Genomic DNA, 12,403 nt, shown 5'->3' on the forward strand with positions numbered 1-12,403 from the left:
TCTCTGCTTCAATGGGCGATGGAAATCGCCTGCCTAGGAGCAGAAGCAATGAGAAGACCCCGCCGTAACCACACAGCCGCCTTCAAGGCCAAAGTGGCGATTGCCGCCCTCAAGGGCGATGAGACGCTGGCTGCGTTAGCAGAGAAGTTTGACGTTCATCCGAATCAGATTACGCAATGGAAGACACAATTGCTCGAGAACGCCTCGGGTGTCTTTGCGACGGCTGCCGAGAAGCAGGCGGCCACGCCGGACCTGAAGGATTTGCATGCAAAGATAGGCCAGCAGGCGTTGGAGATTGATTTTTTGGCCGTCGCGCTCGGTCGCATCGGCGATGCGAGCGCAAAACGATGATCGACAAGGCCCACGATCTGCCTGTCGTCAGGCAAGTCCAGTTACTTGAGCTTTCGCGTTCTTCTGTCTATTACCAGCCGCAGCCCACATCCGAAATCGATTTGATGCTGATGCGGCGGATTGATGAACTGCACCTGGAGCATCCCTTTGCCGGTGCGCGGATGTTGCGCGATATGCTCAAGCTCGAAGGCCATGAAATCGGTCGCAAACATGTCGGTACGCTGATGAAGAAGCTCGATATCCAGGCCATCTACCGCAAGGCCAACACCAGTCGGCGCAACCAGGCACACCGCATCTATCCCTACCTGCTGCGCGGCCTTGCCATCGAGCGTCCGAATCAGGTCTGGGCCATGGATACGACCTACATCCCGATGCGCCGGGGCTTCGTCTATCTGAGCGCGGTGCTTGATTGGGCAACCCGTCGGGTGCTGAGTTGGCGCCTGTCGAACAGCCTGACGGCTGATCCCTGCGTCGATGCTCTGGAAGAGGCCATCATGAAGTATGGCCGACCGGAAATCATGAACACAGACCAGGGCAGCCAATTCACCAGTTCGGCCTTCATTGGCTTGCTTCAGGAGCACAGCATTCAGGTCAGCATGGATGGCAAGGGCTGCTGGCGCGATAACGTATTCGTCGAACGCCTCTGGAAATCGGTCAAGTACGAGGAGATTTACCTGCACGGCTACGACACCGTTTCCGAGGTCCGACAGGCGCTGGCCCGCTACTTCGATTTTTACAATCGTCGTCGCCCGCACTCAACGCTTGACGGGCAAACCCCGGATACGGCTTACTTCAACCAGCCGCTGCTCGCCGCAGCGGCTTAACCCGCAGAGAACTCACTTAAGAAAACCAAATTTCTGTCCAACTGCGCGGGGCCACCTCTCTCCCTGCATCACCACAACGAAAGTTGAGGAATCCCGTAGTTTCTACGTCAAGTATTTGGGCGCAAAGGTTACGTTCGACTGCGGTTGGTACGTCAACCTCGAATTTGGAAAAGGCGCATCGCTTCAGTTCATGGCGCCACAGCCGGATCAGCCGGCCTGCAATCCTGTCGGCTTGACGTACAGCTTCAGCGTACCCGATGTCGATGCCGAGTTCCTATTGCTTACCGCAGCGGGGCTGGTTCCGGTCATGCCACTCTAAGACCACCCGTGGGGCGATCGTGGCTTCGCCGTCCAGGACCCCAATGGCGTTGTTCTCTACATTTACTCGGAGCGAGAGCCCAGCGCCGAGTTCAAGCCATACTACAAGTCCTGACGCCATGCCTGCCGAGCGCATCGCCAACCTTCTCGAAGACATACGCTTCCTCGATCAAGCCCGATTCGAGCTGGTTCAGTCGCTACGGGAAATTATCCTGGGTTTGGCGCCTTCCATCTCCGAGGAGGTGAAGTATGGCGGTATCTTGTTTGCTTCAGCGGGGCAGCCTTTCTGTGGCGTTTTCTCCTACGCCAGGCACGTTTCGCTGGAGTTTGGCGCGGGCGCATCCTTGCCGGACGAATACAGGGTGCTTGAGGGTGAAGGCAAGTTGCGCCGCCATATCAAGCTTTTGTCGGCCGGGGATATCGTAGGGAAGCATGTGCGCGAGTATCTGGCCCTGGCGCTCCAGGCATCCTCCAAGCCATGAGACCCAATCCATGAGTCCACCGGGCCTTGAGGCTGTGGGAAAACCTGGTTTGGCGAAACGGCCCCTATTCCTGGAGCCCATCGTTAACGCTACGAGTGTGCTGCCGTCTGCCTGATTCTTTTTTCCTTACTTTTACGACACCATGAACAAAAAATCCCTCGCCATTGCCTTATGCACGCTCTTCACCACCCTGCCCGCGCTGGCCGGCCCGGATGCCGTTGCGCTGACCAGCTGCCTGACCGACAACACCAGCGGCAAGGACCGCAAGAACCTCGCCAAGTGGGTGTTCGCGGCCATGTCGACGCACCCGGAGATTCGCGAGTTTGCCGTGGTGACGGACAAGGTGCGCGACCAGACGTCGAATACCATGGGGGTGCTGGTTACCCGCTTGCTGAGCGAAGATTGTGCGAAGCAGGCGCAGGCCGCGATACGGAACGAGGGGCAGGTGGCCATGCAGACGGCGTTTCGCGCGCTGGGCGGGCTGGCGATGCAGGAGCTGATGTCCAACCCCGAGGTGACGGCCTCGTTCAGTACTTTCGAGAGGTATCTGGACCGCCGAAAGATCGAGGCGGCCGTTCCGAGCCGCTGAGGCGCTCGCGGCGGAGCAGCCTGCCCTACGACGCGCCGCGTGCCAGGCAGGTTTTGTAGCGGCCTTCCACCCGCTTGGCGAACCATTCGGTGGTCAGCTTGCGGGTGATCTTCGGGCTTTTCAGGTCGATCTGCGGCATGGCCTGGCGGGGCATGGGCTTGCCCTGCTTGTCGGCGAGTTCGAAGACGCGGGTGAATAGCGGGCTGCGGCTGAAGGAAGCGGTCTTTTCCAGCAGCAGGTCGCGGCGAATCTGCGGGCGGCTCATGTCCAGCTTGTAGGCGATGCTCAGCGCGGCATCCTCGACACTGCTCGCGACGTTGGCCGGCAGGCCGTTTTCGTAGCGCAGCAGGTCGCCATCCGGCGCCAGCGGCTTGCCACTGATGCGGGCGAGCGCCAGCTGGAAGGCAGCGTTGCGGCTGCTGTAGCGGCCGGCGTTGAAGTCGGCGAAGCGATAGACGACCTGGTCGTAGGGGACTTCGTAATCGAGCAGGATGGCGCTGCCGAAGTAGACGCCGCCACGCCGGGTGAACACCTCGTCGCGCAGCTTCCGGGCGATCGGGTACGGGTAGTTGCGTTCCTTGACGTGCTGGTTGGCGAATTCGATGCTGACCTGCATCGGGCCGCCGGTGCGTACCGGGTTGTAGTCGGCGAACAGCTGGCGACCGAAGGGCAGCTCGCCGATCATGTCTTCGAACAGGGTGTTGAGCTGCTTTTCGGTTTTCAGGGCATCGATGCGCTCGTTGTAGCTCTTGCCGTCGGGCGAACTCTTGCTCAGCGCGGCGGTGATGATCAGCGACGGTACGCCGTAGCGTCCGGCCCGCGTTTCCAGCTCCTTGCGTACGATGCCGGGCAGGCCGGGCACCACCGGGTCGGCCTGGAAGCTCGATTCCTGCTCAATGACGGCCATGACGCTGCAGTAGGTCTGCGCGGCGTGCGGCACAGCCAGCGTCTTGAAGGCGGTATGCAGGTCTTCGGCCCAGCCCGCCCTGTCTTTCACGTAGCCGGGCAGCAACTGGGCGATGCGCTTGCGGACTTCGGCGTCGCCCAGTGAGGTGGGCCAGGCGGTGGCGGTCTTGCCGTCGGCGCGGCGGGCCATGTCGGGCGGTAGTGCCGGGCCATCGCCCTCGCCTTCGTCGAAGGTCGAGCAGCCGGCCAGGGTGGCGAGCAACGCAACAGCCGGGAGCGCGAGGCGATAGGCGGGGAACATGGCGTGGCGTCAGCCGGGAACGCGGCAAACCAGCATGACGTTGGCGAAGGGCTTGCCTTCGTTCATCGGGTCGCTCTCGACCGTGAAACCGAGGCTTTGCAGCAGCGCGACCCATTCGGCGAGGGGCCGGCAGTAGAGGCGTGGCAGGCGGTGGCCGCGTACGAAGGTGACGGCGTGGTCGACCCAGTTGCAGATGTGATACGGCAGGCCGGCCGAGGCGTCGCCGACGCGGGTCAGGAACAGGCCGCCCGGCGGCAATGCGGCGCGGATGCGCTTGAGCACGTCCTTCTGGTGGGCGTGGTCGAAGTAATGCAGGGCGTCGAGGATGGTGATGACGTCAACCTGGCCGAAGTCGGCCCGGGTCATGTCGCCCTGCTCGATGTGGACAACCGGGTGGTCGGTACCGAAGGCCCGGGCGGCGCGGTCCACGTCTTTCTGCATCAGCTCGATGCCGCGCAGGTGCAGGGGTTTCGGCGCGGCCGGCCAGTCCTTGGGCCAGTGGCCGGCCTCGTAGAGCTTGCGGGCGGCGAGCAGCCAGGCGAACAGGCTGCCCTGGCCGCAACCGAGGTCGAGGTAGCGGCCTTCGGCGGGCAACAGGCCGCGCTTGAGGATTTCGCGGAAGATGCTGTCGGAGGAGAGTTTGCCGCGCGCGTAGCGGTAGGCGAAATGGCCGCCGCCGATGAATGGGCGGCTGGCGTCGTCGAGCAGGGTTCTCAGGAAACGCTTGGTCATGTGGTGGCGTCGTTCAGCGTGACGGGGTTGAGGTTTTGTTCGTGCAGCGTGGCGAGCAGGCGTGGCAAGACGGCGAGGATAACTGCTTGGCCGTCCGCCGTGCGGGCGGCGTGGCCGTCATGCATGAGCAGGATGTCGCCGGGGGCCAGGCCGCGGGTCAGGCGGGTGAGGACGGTATCCGGGTCGCCGCAGCGGGTGTCGTAGGGGCGGCGCGTCCAGGCGGCGAGCTTGATGCCGAGGCGGTGCAGCACGGGGTCGAGGAAGGGGTTGCGCAGGCCGGCCGTGGCGCGGAAGTAGCGCGGTGTGCGGCCGGTGATATCGGCCAGGGTCGCCTGCCCGGCGGCGATGTCGGCTTGCATGCGCCGGGGGCCGAAGAAGGCGAAGGCCTTGGAATGGCTGTCGCCGTGGTTTTCGACCTGGTGGCCCCGGGTGACGATTTCCCGGCACAGCGCCGGGTTTTCGCGGGCGCGCCAGCCGATGCAGAAGAAGGTGGCCTTGGCGCCGGCGGCGTCGAGCAGATCGAGCACCTGCGGCGTGACTTCGGGATCGGGGCCGTCGTCGATGGTGATCGCCACCTCGCGGTGGGCGATGGCCGCGGGCGGCAAGCGGGTCAGGTTGGGGCCGAGCAGCGTCGAGCGCGGCAGCAGGCCGGCGGTGGTGATTACCGCGTGATTGATGACCAGCGCACCGAGCGCCCAGGGCCAGAATGCCGGGGCCAGCAGGCAGCCGACCGCGGCACCGGCGTGGATGGCCAGCGTGGCGCGGATGGCGGGAGTGGGCTTCCAGGGGGGCGGCATGGTCAGGTGGAATTAGGCGGAAACAAGGCCGGAATCCAGAAAATATTCCCACAATTCGCACCAGGCCGGCCAGTCGTGGTTGCCGGGGACGGTGCGGCGTGCCGTGGGCGGAAAGCGTTCGGCAATGGCGCGCATGCCGTCGGCGAAGCGGTCTTCGCTGGCGTAGCCGACGAAGCTGGGCAGACCGGCCGGCGGTGCCTTGAGCCAGTTGTAGACCCGGTATTCCGGGTCGTCCAGTTGCTCCGCCGTGGGTTGCCAGGCATCGAGGCCGCCGGCACGGGCGATGGCGTTGGTCGTCAGCCGGCTGCCCGGGTAGGGCGCGATCAGGCACAGGCCGTCGATGGCCTCGCGGTGGTCGGCGGCGAGGCTCAGCGCCAACAGGCCGCCGAGCGAGATGCCGCCAAGCCAGACCCACCGATAAGTCTGACGTGCCGGGCGGAGAATCTGGTCGCGAACGGCCGGCAAGGCGTCGCCGGCCGAGACGGCATCGAGGCCGAGATCGACTGCAAGCACATCGAGCGCGAGAGCGCGCTGGTCGAGCAGCGGAAAGAAGCGGGCTGCATAATCCTCGGCCGTCATGTAGGCGCCGGGTAGCATGACGAGCAGTGTGTCGGCGCCACGGTGGCGGCGGACTGTGCGCAAACCTTCAGTCATGCCGTGGTTCCACGTGAAACGGGCGCCGTCATGCCTCGCCCTTCCGGCTGACAAAGCAAGCCGAGAGCAGCAGCGCGAGGATCGCGCCCGGCCCGACCGTGATGCCGACGGCGTGCAGCACCGGCACCTTGGACAGGGCGAGCGTGCCGAAGCCGATGGCGGTGGTCAGGTTGGCGACGGCCATCGAGACCAGCGTGGCGTCGTCGAAATCCTCGAAGCCTCGGGCCGACTGGCTGGCATCGTCGAAAAACAGCGCGTAGTTGGAGCCGACGGCAACGATCAGCAGCATGCCGATCAGGTGCAACAGATGCAGTTGCTGACCGGCCAGGTGCAAGCCGGCGATGACGAGCACGACCGAGAGCAGCAGTGGCAGCAGCAGCCGGGCCAGGCGGCGCGGCGAGCGCAGCGTGACGGCGAGCAGGCCGACGATGGCGACGAAGCCGGCCAGCGACAGCAGCGTGGCTTCGTGCAGGTAATCGTTGTACAGCGTGTCGAATTCGTTCTTCATGTCGACGAAGAGCGCGCCGGAGCCGGCCAGCGCGGCACGCACCGGTTCGATGGCGATATCGACGCCCTTGTCGCCTCCCGGCGGGCGCAGCGGCAGCAGCACGCTCCAGCCAGCCGGGCGCTGGACCAGCAGCGAATCGACAACCAGCGCGAGGGCGGTGCCGTTCAGCGATTCGCGACTGACCTGGCCCTGGCGGCGGGTGGTTTCGACATCGTCGAGGAAGCCGGCGAGCTTGTTGGCGGCCAGCGGCGAGTCGGTCAATGCCGTCTGCAGGCGTGCCTGCAACGCGTCCGGGGGCGGCAGGCTGGCGCGGCGGCTGGCCTGCATGGCTTCGCTGGGCAGGAAGCGGGCCGGGCTGTCGTAGCCGCCGATGACCCCTTCCGCGATCAGCCGGTCGAGCTTCTGCCCCGCCCGCTCGGCAGCCTGTAGCGCCGATTCGCGGTCGGGTGCGGTGATTACCGCCATGTAGCGGGCGTCGGGTGCCGAGATGTCGGCGCGCAAGGCTTGGTCGATTTCGCCGTCGGCCGCGCTGACCGTGCTCAGCGCCGACAGGTTGGGGTGCCACAGGCGCTCGCGATTGACCGTGAGCAGGACGGCCGCGGCCAGCGACAACATCAGGATGGGCCAGCGCAGCCCCTGCAGGAGGGCGACACCGCGCTTCAGACGGGGGCCGATGTGGCTCAGGTCGCGCATGCCCAGGTTGCTGCCGGCCAGCGGCGGCAGGATGAAGCGGGTGACCAGCGCAGCGACGACAACGCCGCTCAGCGAGTAAAGGCCGAGTTGGGCGAGGCCAGGGAAGCCGGAGAAAAGCAGCGCGCCGAAGCCGCAGGCCGAGGTCAGCACGCCGAGGCGGATGGTCGGCCAGAAACGGGCGCGCCAGTGATCGACGCCGAGCCGGCCGGATTGCACGAAGTAATAGATCGAGTAATCGACGGCCTCGCCGATCAAGGCCGAGCCGAAGCCGACGGTGATGCCGAAGACGGTGCCGTAGGCGAGGCTGACCGCCACCACGCCGGCCAGCGCACCGCTGACAACCGGCAGCAGGCCGAGGGTCATCAGGCGCAGCGAACGGTAGACGAAGAACAGCACGGCGACGATGGCGACGGTGCTGAGCGTGGATAACAGGCTGACCTCGTGCTTGATCGTCGCTCGTGATTTGACCGCGAAAAGGCCGGGGCCGGAGAGTTGCAGGCTCAACCGACCATCCGCTGCCGCTTCGGCGAACTGGCTATGGATCAGGCCGATGGCGCGTTCCTGGCCGTCGGTGTCGGAGCCGAGGGCGGCGGTCTGGATCAGCAGCATGGCGCGTTCGCCGTCGCGCGAGGCCCATACGCCGTCGCGGACGTTGGGCTGGGCGCCGGTGTTGAGGCCGGCAAGCAGCGCGACCAGTTCGCCGGTCGGGTCGCGCGGCAGCAGCGGCTTGAGCATCATGCCGGCCGGCGAGGCGAGCAGGTCGATGCTGTCGCCGACGGCCTGGCGCAGGCCATCGACCGTGAAGCGCTCGGGCGTGACGGCCGGGCTGAGCAGGTAACGGTGCTTGAACAGGTAGTCGCGGTCGGCGTCCGTGCTGCCGGCTTCGCCGTTCTGGATCGAGACGAATTCCGGCAATTTTTCCAGACGGGCGCGCAGCGCGCGCGAGGCCGTCGCACGGTCGGCCGCGTCGCCACCGGCGATGGCGACCATCAGCAGGCGCGAGACGACGCCTTCCTTCAATTGGTCGACCAGAACCTGCTGCTCGGCGCTTGGCTTGGCCGGCAGGAAGAAAGACATGTCGGCCGAGAAGCGGCTGTTCCAGACAATGACGGCGCCGGCCAGCATGGCCAGCAACCACAGGGCGAGCGCGCGGCCGGCTGGACGGGTCATTTGCCGCTACCGGGATCGACGGGGTCGATATTGAGCACTGCGCGGTCGCCGTCGGCCTGCAGGTATTCGATGATGCGCACCTGGTTCTTGTTGCCGGTCACCGTGATGCGCTGGACCATGCTGGCGATTTTCTGGTCGCTGGGCAGGAGTGTGAGCACCCACTTGTCCGAGTTGCCGGCCAGATGCAGGGCGTAGTTTTTCTCCAGCGCTGCCCGGTTGCCGGACAGCGTGCCGCGTATGCTGTCCACGAAGGCCAGCGCTTCGGGCTGGTTGGCGAGGTTGATGCTCAGTTTCTGCTTGTCGCGCTCGATCGACAGGATGTCCTTGTCGAGGAGCAGGGTTTCCACCTTCGGCGTCAGCGTGCGCTTTTCCAGGCGGTCCGGCGCGGTGTAGGTCATTTCCCCGGTCGACACCACGGGCTTGTCGAGAATGGCGAGGTATTTCCTTTCGACGAACTTGGCGCGGCCGCCCTTGTGCTTGGCGAGGTCGCCCATCAATTGGGCGATGTCGAAGGCGGCGCTGGCCGGCAGCGCGACGGCGAGGTATAGCAGGCAGGCGAGTAGGCGCTTGGTCATTTTTTCTGCCAGAAATCGAAGAAGTTGAACCAGTTGTACGGGGCCGAACGGCAATAATGCGTCAAACGGTCGGCGTAATGCTGCATGGCGACGCGGATCGCGGCGTCGCGTTCGGCGCGCGGCGTCTGCGTGAAATCGGCCAGCGGCTCGAAGTGCAGCCGGTAGCGGTTGCCGCCCAGGTAGAGCCCGGTCATGAAGAAGACCGGCCGGCGCAGCATGGCGGCCATGCGCCACGGGCCGAGCGGAAAGGGCGCGGGCTGGCCGAGGAAGTCGCAATCGACGGTCGCATCGTCGCTCAGGCTGCGGTCGGCCAGCATGCCCACCGCGTAGCCGGCGTCGAGCTTGTCGCGGGCCTGCAGCATCGAATCCATGCGGCCAAGCGGGATGACATCCCGGCTGGCGGCCGGGTTGATCGCTTCCAGCGTGGCGTTGAGCTTGCGGGCGTTTTCCTCGTACATCAGCATCGCCACCGGCAGCCCCTCCCGGCCTCGCCCGACGGCGCGCAGCACTTCGAAGCTGCCGAGGTGGGCGCCGATGAGCAGCGCGCCGGGATGGCTGCGGGCCGCCTCGGTAACCGCTTCGGCGCCGATCACCTCGATGTCGAACAAGTCGAAGCGGTCGTTGAGCAGGTAGATGCGGTCGTGGATGGTGCTCGCGAAGGAAAAGACATGGCGGATGCCGTCCGACCATTCGGCCCAGCGGCCCAGCGCCCGGTGCAGGTAATGGCGGCTGAAGCGGCGGGCCTTGGGCGAAAACAGCACGAAGTAGGCGGCGATGCCGTGCAGCACGATGCGACCGACGGCGCGGCCGAAGGTCAGCGAAATCCACACCATCAGCTTGAGGATGGCCAGGTTGCTGCGTTCCTGCTGGCGCCGCCACTCGGCTTCGGTCGGTTTGTCCTGGCTCATGGCACGGGTGGCGTCAGGCTGCCGGTCGCGACCTCGCGATTCGTTGCGCGTACCGCGAGGGCAATCGCGCCGCTCGGTTTTTGTACCAAGGCGAAAGTAAGCGCTTCCTCCGGGGCGACCGGGCTGAAGAATTTGGCATTGCCGATCTGCCAGGCCAGGCCCGGGCGGCCGAGCATTTCCTCGGCGAACAGGATGGCGCGGTCGAGCAGCACGACGCCGGGCACGATGGGGCGTCCGGGGAAATGGCCGGGAAAAGCCGGGTGGTCGGCCGGCACGGTCCAGTGGAATTCAGCCTCGGCCATGCCCTGCCCTTTCCACCTTTTCGGCGTATAGCGCCTGCAGGTCGCCGCGTGGCAGCTTGCCGGTGCTGTTGCGCGGCAATGCATCGACCAGTACCAGCGGCCGGGGCAGGAAGATGGCCTCGATGCGTTCGCGCAGCGCCACGGTGATCTGGCGGGCCGTCAGGCCGGGGGCGACGACGAAGGCGGTCAGGCGGGTGATGCCGTCCGGGCCTTCCTCGTCGGGCAGGAAGAAGGCGCCATCGACAACGCCGGGTACGGCGCCGAGCTGGTGGTTGAGGTAGGCCAGCGAGGTGCGTTTGCCGGCGATGTTGATCAGGTCGGCGTGGCGGCCATGGAGCAGGAAACGATTGTCAGGCAGCAGCTCGATGACGTCGGAGAGTACGATGCGGCCCTCGACGTGGCCGTCGCAGGCTGCCGTTTCGTCGCCCGCCTGTTCCAGGCGCACGCCGGGCAACAGCGTCCACGCCGCGCCGTCGGTGGTGCGCCGGCTGGCCAACTGGCCGGATTCGGTGGAGCCGTAGATTTCCAGCATCGGCGCCCCGGTGCGGGCTTCGGCCTCGGCGGCCAGCGTTGTGGACAGTGGCGCGGTGGCCGAGAGCAGGATGTCGATGGCCGGTAGTTCGATGCCCGACGCGAGCAGCGCCGACAGGTGAAAGGGGGTGGTCACCAGTAGGCGGGGCTGCGGCACGGCAGCCAGTGCGCTGGCGATGTCCTGCGGGTAGAAGGGCTTGCCGGCCCAGAAGGCGCAGCCACCGTGCAGGGCCAGCAGGAAGGTCGATTCGAAGCCGTAGCTGTGCTGAACCGGGACGGTACCGACCAGGACATGCGGTTTGATGGCGAGCCCCAGGGCGACGGCTTCCGCCCGGCCGTTCTGCGCCAGCTTGCCCCAGGTTTTGCGTTGTGCCTGTGGCTGGCCGGTCGAGCCGGAGGTGAACAGGATCGCCGCCGGATGATCGGCCGGAATCGACGGGATGCCTTCGGCGAACGGCGTTTTCGCAGCCCTGTCGAGGCTGGGGAAGGCAAAGCGCGGCAGGTCGGGTACGTCGGTGTCGCTGTCGCACAGCGCGATCAGGTCAGGATATTCGTCCTGCAGGCGGCGGAAGGTTTCCGGCGACTGCGACGACGGCTGCAGGCTGGTCATGCCGCGCAGCAGGCCGGCGGCGAAACCGACGGCAAAGCGGTAGCGGTCGTGGCACAGGTTGAGCAGATAGCCGGTGGCGGGAAGTCGCGCGGCCAGGGCGCGGACATCGGCCAGATAATCGCCGACCGTCACCGGTCCATCCGGGCGCCAGGCGAACACGGCAGCCGAATCGCCATGCACGAGTAGCGGAACGGCATTCATGAGGGGTTGGCCGGCGGCGGGCTTTGTTTGCTGTGCAGGCGATAGGCGCTGACGACCTGGGCGATGCTCGGGCGTTCTTCCGGCGGCAGCGCGCAGAGCCGCCAGATGTGTTCAGCGACGAACATGCAGACGAGCAGCGGGAAGGACAGCAGGTTGGCAAAGACCGACCATGCAGCCTGCGGAGCGAGTAGCCACAGGATGGCGGAAATGAACGCGTTGCCCAGGAAGAACAGCGTCCAGGCCAGCGTGGCGCGGCGGGTGTAAACGCGTTTTCGCTCGGAAATTTTGCCGTGGTACACCGCACGGGCCAGTTGGGTGATCAGCGCCTCGCCATCCCCCAGCAGGCTGCGCCCGAACAGCGTGGCGAGCGCCAGATTGGTGCCGAGGTGCTGGATGAAAAAGACCAGCGGGACGTTCTGGCGCAGGGTCGGCCACAGCCAGATCAGGCTGCCGAGCAGCAGCAGGTTGCCACCACCGGCCAGCAGCGGGTGCCGGGTGCGCCAAAGCAGCAGGCCAACCGCCGCAATGATCGGCGATACGCCGAGGAGGACGGACAAATCCGGCGAACTGTCACCGGCGGTGCCGTAATGGGCGAGCAGTGCCCAGGCGATGAGAAAGACGACCACGGCCAGGCCGCGCAGCAGCTGGACCGGGGTGAGGGTCATTGGGTTCGCTGGCTGACGATGTAGGCGGTCAGGGCGCGCAGCGACGAGAAGATACGGACGTTGTCTTCGTTGTCCGACTTGAGCTGGATGCCGTATTTCTTGGAAATGACCAGCGCGATTTCGAGGACGTCGATCGAGTCGAGACCCAGCCCATCGCCGAACAGCGGCGCATCGGCCTCGATTTCGGCTGGGGCGATGTCGAGATTGAGGGCCGAAACGATCAATTCGGCGACTTCCGGCAACAGGGCTTCGATGGCTGCTTGCGACATGACGGAACTTCCGGGAA

14 protein-coding genes are annotated in these 12,403 nt (G+C 65.7%); 3 read left to right on the forward strand and 11 right to left on the reverse strand.

Annotated elements, in window-relative coordinates:
• The first annotated feature begins 48 nt into the window (after positions 1-48).
• From AB6Q56_RS19050 to AB6Q56_RS19060, 3 genes are all read left to right on the forward strand, one after another.
• Positions 49-1,175 (forward strand): IS3 family transposase gene (locus AB6Q56_RS19050; protein ID WP_374755713.1). Its coding sequence is split into 2 segments (ribosomal slippage): positions 49-307 and positions 307-1,175, totalling 1,128 coding nucleotides; the frame shifts between segments, so codons are not numbered across the junction.
• Positions 1,176-1,612: 437 nt separating this feature from the next.
• Positions 1,613-1,975 (forward strand): DUF1801 domain-containing protein, encoded by a 363-nt coding sequence (locus tag AB6Q56_RS19055; protein WP_434514605.1) that lies wholly within the window; start codon positions 1,613-1,615, stop codon positions 1,973-1,975.
• A 142-nt stretch (positions 1,976-2,117) separates the two neighbouring features.
• On the forward strand, positions 2,118-2,564 hold the full coding sequence (locus AB6Q56_RS19060) for a hypothetical protein (protein ID WP_434514606.1): 447 nt from the start codon (positions 2,118-2,120) through the stop codon (positions 2,562-2,564).
• Positions 2,565-2,589: 25 nt separating this feature from the next.
• On the opposite strand, the gene AB6Q56_RS19065 is transcribed toward AB6Q56_RS19060, so the two are convergent.
• The 11 genes from AB6Q56_RS19065 to AB6Q56_RS19115 are packed head-to-tail and all read right to left on the reverse strand — an operon-like array spanning position 2,590 to position 12,386.
• Positions 2,590-3,771: a DUF1615 domain-containing protein gene (locus AB6Q56_RS19065; protein ID WP_434514607.1), complete on the reverse strand. Its 1,182-nt coding sequence runs from the start codon at positions 3,769-3,771 to the stop codon at positions 2,590-2,592.
• A 9-nt stretch (positions 3,772-3,780) separates the two neighbouring features.
• Complete coding sequence (locus AB6Q56_RS19070) at positions 3,781-4,503, reverse strand: methyltransferase (RefSeq protein WP_434514608.1); 723 nt, start codon at positions 4,501-4,503, stop codon at positions 3,781-3,783.
• Positions 4,500-5,300: a polysaccharide deacetylase family protein gene (locus AB6Q56_RS19075; RefSeq protein ID WP_434514609.1), complete on the reverse strand. Its 801-nt coding sequence runs from the start codon at positions 5,298-5,300 to the stop codon at positions 4,500-4,502. The genes AB6Q56_RS19070 and AB6Q56_RS19075 overlap by 4 nt, the downstream gene beginning before the upstream one ends.
• 12 nt (positions 5,301-5,312) lie before the next feature.
• Positions 5,313-5,954 carry a hypothetical protein gene (locus tag AB6Q56_RS19080; protein ID WP_434514610.1) on the reverse strand — a complete coding sequence of 214 codons (642 nt, stop codon included), beginning with the start codon at positions 5,952-5,954 and terminating at the stop codon, positions 5,313-5,315.
• A 28-nt stretch (positions 5,955-5,982) separates the two neighbouring features.
• Complete coding sequence (locus tag AB6Q56_RS19085) at positions 5,983-8,325, reverse strand: MMPL family transporter (RefSeq protein WP_434514611.1); 2,343 nt, start codon at positions 8,323-8,325, stop codon at positions 5,983-5,985.
• Entirely contained in the window at positions 8,322-8,900 is a 579-nt protein-coding gene (locus AB6Q56_RS19090; RefSeq protein WP_434514612.1) for a LolA-related protein, read from the reverse strand. Before AB6Q56_RS19090 ends, AB6Q56_RS19085 begins: the two co-directional genes overlap by 4 nt.
• Positions 8,897-9,808 (reverse strand): acyl-CoA synthetase, encoded by a 912-nt coding sequence (locus tag AB6Q56_RS19095; RefSeq protein ID WP_434514613.1) that lies wholly within the window; start codon positions 9,806-9,808, stop codon positions 8,897-8,899. Before AB6Q56_RS19095 ends, AB6Q56_RS19090 begins: the two co-directional genes overlap by 4 nt.
• Positions 9,805-10,110 carry a hypothetical protein gene (locus tag AB6Q56_RS19100; protein ID WP_434514614.1) on the reverse strand — a complete coding sequence of 102 codons (306 nt, stop codon included), beginning with the start codon at positions 10,108-10,110 and terminating at the stop codon, positions 9,805-9,807. The genes AB6Q56_RS19095 and AB6Q56_RS19100 overlap by 4 nt, the downstream gene beginning before the upstream one ends.
• Positions 10,097-11,452 (reverse strand): AMP-binding protein, encoded by a 1,356-nt coding sequence (locus tag AB6Q56_RS19105; protein WP_434514615.1) that lies wholly within the window; start codon positions 11,450-11,452, stop codon positions 10,097-10,099. The genes AB6Q56_RS19100 and AB6Q56_RS19105 overlap by 14 nt, the downstream gene beginning before the upstream one ends.
• The gene (locus AB6Q56_RS19110) at positions 11,449-12,117 is read right to left on the reverse strand and encodes a hypothetical protein (protein WP_434514616.1); all 669 of its coding nucleotides are present in this window, start codon (positions 12,115-12,117) and stop codon (positions 11,449-11,451) included. The genes AB6Q56_RS19105 and AB6Q56_RS19110 overlap by 4 nt, the downstream gene beginning before the upstream one ends.
• Positions 12,114-12,386 (reverse strand): phosphopantetheine-binding protein, encoded by a 273-nt coding sequence (locus AB6Q56_RS19115; protein ID WP_434514617.1) that lies wholly within the window; start codon positions 12,384-12,386, stop codon positions 12,114-12,116. The genes AB6Q56_RS19110 and AB6Q56_RS19115 overlap by 4 nt, the downstream gene beginning before the upstream one ends.
• Positions 12,387-12,403 lie beyond the last annotated feature (17 nt).

The sequence above is a fragment of the Dechloromonas sp. ARDL1 genome (assembly GCF_051122455.1).
GTDB lineage: Bacteria > Pseudomonadota > Gammaproteobacteria > Burkholderiales > Rhodocyclaceae > Azonexus.

What these genes read in the sequence shown, in the direction of transcription:
- AB6Q56_RS19055 (WP_434514605.1), top strand. Translation starts at nt 1,613, where the DNA reads ATGCCTGCCGAGCGCATCGCCAACCTTCTCGAAGACATACGCTTCCTC.
- AB6Q56_RS19060 (WP_434514606.1), top strand. Translation starts at nt 2,118, where the DNA reads ATGAACAAAAAATCCCTCGCCATTGCCTTATGCACGCTCTTCACCACC.
- AB6Q56_RS19065 (WP_434514607.1), bottom strand. Translation starts at nt 3,771, where the DNA reads ATGTTCCCCGCCTATCGCCTCGCGCTCCCGGCTGTTGCGTTGCTCGCC.
- AB6Q56_RS19070 (WP_434514608.1), bottom strand. Translation starts at nt 4,503, where the DNA reads ATGACCAAGCGTTTCCTGAGAACCCTGCTCGACGACGCCAGCCGCCCA.
- AB6Q56_RS19075 (WP_434514609.1), bottom strand. Translation starts at nt 5,300, where the DNA reads ATGCCGCCCCCCTGGAAGCCCACTCCCGCCATCCGCGCCACGCTGGCC.
- AB6Q56_RS19080 (WP_434514610.1), bottom strand. Translation starts at nt 5,954, where the DNA reads ATGACTGAAGGTTTGCGCACAGTCCGCCGCCACCGTGGCGCCGACACA.
- AB6Q56_RS19085 (WP_434514611.1), bottom strand. Translation starts at nt 8,325, where the DNA reads ATGACCCGTCCAGCCGGCCGCGCGCTCGCCCTGTGGTTGCTGGCCATG.
- AB6Q56_RS19090 (WP_434514612.1), bottom strand. Translation starts at nt 8,900, where the DNA reads ATGACCAAGCGCCTACTCGCCTGCCTGCTATACCTCGCCGTCGCGCTG.
- AB6Q56_RS19095 (WP_434514613.1), bottom strand. Translation starts at nt 9,808, where the DNA reads ATGAGCCAGGACAAACCGACCGAAGCCGAGTGGCGGCGCCAGCAGGAA.
- AB6Q56_RS19100 (WP_434514614.1), bottom strand. Translation starts at nt 10,110, where the DNA reads ATGGCCGAGGCTGAATTCCACTGGACCGTGCCGGCCGACCACCCGGCT.
- AB6Q56_RS19105 (WP_434514615.1), bottom strand. Translation starts at nt 11,452, where the DNA reads ATGAATGCCGTTCCGCTACTCGTGCATGGCGATTCGGCTGCCGTGTTC.
- AB6Q56_RS19110 (WP_434514616.1), bottom strand. Translation starts at nt 12,117, where the DNA reads ATGACCCTCACCCCGGTCCAGCTGCTGCGCGGCCTGGCCGTGGTCGTC.
- AB6Q56_RS19115 (WP_434514617.1), bottom strand. Translation starts at nt 12,386, where the DNA reads ATGTCGCAAGCAGCCATCGAAGCCCTGTTGCCGGAAGTCGCCGAATTG.